The following is a 3082-nucleotide window of genomic DNA, read 5'->3' on the forward strand; positions in this document are numbered from 1 at the left end:
ACTTCTCGCGCCAGGCTTTGGCGACCTGGTCGGCGAGCGGCTTCATCAGGTAGCTCATCACGGAGCGCTCGCCGATCTGGAGGAAGGCCTCGACCGGCATGCCGGGCACGAGCTGGACCTCGCCCAGGCGCTCGCGCTGGGTCTCGGGCACGCGGATGCGGGCGGTGTAGTAGCTCTGGCCGGTCTTGGGATCGGTCGAGACGTCGGCCGAGACGCGGCTCACCGTGCCGTCGATCTCGGGCGTGGTGCGGCTGTTGAAGGCGGAGAACCGCAGCACCGCGCGCTGCTCGCGGCGCACGCTGTCGATGTCCTGGGGCGGGATCTTGACCTCGACGGCGAGCTGGTCGGCCGTGGGCACGATCAGCATCGCCGGCTCGGACGGCGTCACCAGCCCGCCCACGGTGTGGACCGTCATCTGGTGGACGGTGCCGTCCTGCGGGCTGCGCAGGTCGATGCGCTTGAGCTGGTCCTCGGCCGCGACCCGCTTCTCGCGCAGCTCCGAGCGCTTGCCGCGGATCTCGGCGAGATCCTTGCCGACCTCGGTGCGCATGTCGCCGTCGACCTGCAGGATCTGCAGCTCGGTCTCGGTGATCTTGCCCTTGGCCGAGGCGGTCTGCGCGACGAGCTGGCCGCGCTCGCCCTGGAGCCGGGCGGTCTCGCGCTCGAGCGCCGTGACGCGCGAGAGCGGCACCAGGTTCTTGGCGTAGAGCTCGCGCACCCCCGTCAGCTCGGTGAGGATCAGCGCGATCTCGCGCTCCTTGGCGTTGGCCTGCTGGGTCAGGCCGCCGATCTCCTGGCGCAGCTGCTCGATGCGCTCGGAGAGCTGCGCCTTCTGCCCGGCGCGGCCGGCGCGGCGGGCGGCGAACAGGCGGGTCTCGCCGTCGACGAGGCGGGCGACCGAGGGGTCGGCGTCCCGGCGGCCCAGCAGCTCGGCGGGGAAGGCGATCGTCGGGGCGTCGTCGCGCTCGGCCTCGTCGCGGGCATGGCGCGCGTCGAGCTCATCCAGCGCCCGCAGCACGATGTCGAGGTTGGCCCGGGTCTGCGTCTCGTCGAGGCGGATCAGCACGTCGCCGGCCTTGACCCGGTCGCCCTCGCGCACGCGCAGCTCCCCGACCACCCCGCCGGTGGGGTGCTGCACCTTCTTGACGTCGGACTCGACCACGAGCTGGCCCGGCGCGATCACCGCGCCGGCGATCTCGGTGAAGGTGGCCCAGCCGCCGACGCCGACCACCAGCACGGTGCCGAGCCCCAGGCTCAGCGCGAGGTGGCGCCGGATCGAGGCCCGGGCGCGGGGGCGCGGCGGCAGGGGGGCGGCCGGGACGGCGGGGATCGGGCCTGCGAGGATCACGGGGTCGGCCATGGTCAGGCGCTTTCCTGCAGGGTCGGCTTCGCGGGCCCTTGCGCGGGCAGCCCCGCCGGGGCCGGTTCGGGGGCGGCGCGCAGCACGCGCTTGAACACCTCGTCCTTCGGGCCGAAGGCCTGGGCGCGGCCGTCGGCCATCATCAGCACGAGGTCGAGCGCGGCCAGGGCCGAGGGGCGGTGGGCCACGACGATGCAGATGCCGCCCCGCGCCCGCACGCCGAGGATCGCCCGGGTCAGCGCGTTCTCGCCCTCGGCATCGAGGTTGGCGTTGGGCTCGTCGAGGATCACCAGGAACGGGTCGCCGTAGAGCGCCCGCGCCAGGCCGATGCGCTGGCGCTGGCCGGAGGACAGGCCCGCCCCGCCCTCGCCGATCCGGGTGTCGTAGCCGTCGGTCAGCCGCAGCACCATCTCGTGGATGCCCGCCGCCTGCGCCGCCGCGATCACCGCCTCGGCCGAGGCCGCCGGGTCGAAGCGGGCGATGTTCTCGCCGATGGTGCCGGCGAACAGCTCCGCCTCCTGCGGCAGGTAGCCGAGATGGGGGCCGAGGTCGGCCGGTTCCCACTGGTCGAGGGCCGCCCCGTCGAGGCGCACCTTGCCGCGCAGGAGCGGCCACACGCCGATCAGCGCGCGGATCAGGCTCGACTTGCCGGAGGCCGAGGGGCCGATCACCCCGAGGCCCTGCCCGGCCTTCAGCGCGAAGCTGACCTCGCCGACCACCGGACGCTGCGAGCCGGGCGGGGCGATCGTGACCGCCTCCACCGTCAGCGTCCGCGACGGCGCCGGCAGGCCGTGGCGCGGCTGCCCGGCCGGGATGCGCGCGAGCAGGTCCGAGAGCCGGGCCCAGCTCTGGCGCGCCTGGACGAAGCCCTTCCAGTTGGCGATGGCGAGTTCCGCCGGGGCCAGCGCCCGCGACACCAGGATCGAGCTCGCGATGATGATGCCGGCGGTGGCCTGGCCCTGGATCACCAGCCAGGCGCCGAGCGCCAGCACGCCCGATTGCAGCGCCATGCGGAACACCTTCGACACGGCGCCGAGGCCCCCGGCCACGTCGGCGTTGCGCTGCTGGGCGTCCATGTAGTCGCGGTTGGCCCCGGCCCAGCGCGCCTGGAAGCGGCCCTGCATGCCGAGCGCGGCGAGCACCTCGGCGTTGCGGCGCCCGGCCTCCGCCAGGCCGTTGCGGCGCAGGCCGTGCCCGGTGGCGGCCTGGGCCGGCCTGCGGGTGGCGCGGTCGGTCAGCCACGTCACCGCCGCGAGGAAGAGGGCGCCGCAGAGCGCGGCGACGCCGATCAGCGGGTGGAACAGGAAGCAGACGGCCAGGTAGATCGGCAGCCACGGCAGGTCGAAGAACGCCGACGGGCCGGTGCCCGACAGGAACGCGCGGATCTGGTCGAGGTCGCGCAGCGGCAGCAGCCCGTCGCCGGGGGCGGCCCCCTTGAGCGGCGCACGCACCACGAGGTCGAACACGCGGCCCGACAGCGCCTCGTCGAGCGCCGCCCCGACGCGGGCGAGGATGCGCGAGCGGATCGCCTCGAGCGCCCCCTGGAACGCGTACAGCGTCAGCGCCAGCGCCATCAGCCCGATCAGCGTCGGCACCGAACGGCTCGGGATCACCCGGTCGTAGACCTCCAGCATGAAGAACGAGCCGGTGAGGTACAGCACGTTCACCACGCCGCTCATCACCGCGACGCCGACGAACGCCGTCCGGCAGGACGTCAGGGCC

At 74.3% G+C, this 3082-nt stretch carries 2 protein-coding genes; both read right to left on the reverse strand.

The genetic code is table 11. The annotated features are described in order from the left end of the window. Nucleotides 1-1360: HlyD family type I secretion periplasmic adaptor subunit (locus MKK55_RS25145; RefSeq protein ID WP_243938234.1), on the reverse strand; the 1360-nt coding region annotated here is incomplete at its 3' end. Nucleotides 1361-1362: 2 nt separating this feature from the next. Next, nucleotides 1363-3082 (reverse strand): type I secretion system permease/ATPase (locus tag MKK55_RS25150; protein ID WP_409566126.1); only part of this gene is annotated, 1720 nt, incomplete at its 5' end.

The organism is Methylobacterium sp. J-059, assembly GCF_022829485.1.
Taxonomy (GTDB): Bacteria; Pseudomonadota; Alphaproteobacteria; order Rhizobiales; family Beijerinckiaceae; genus Methylobacterium.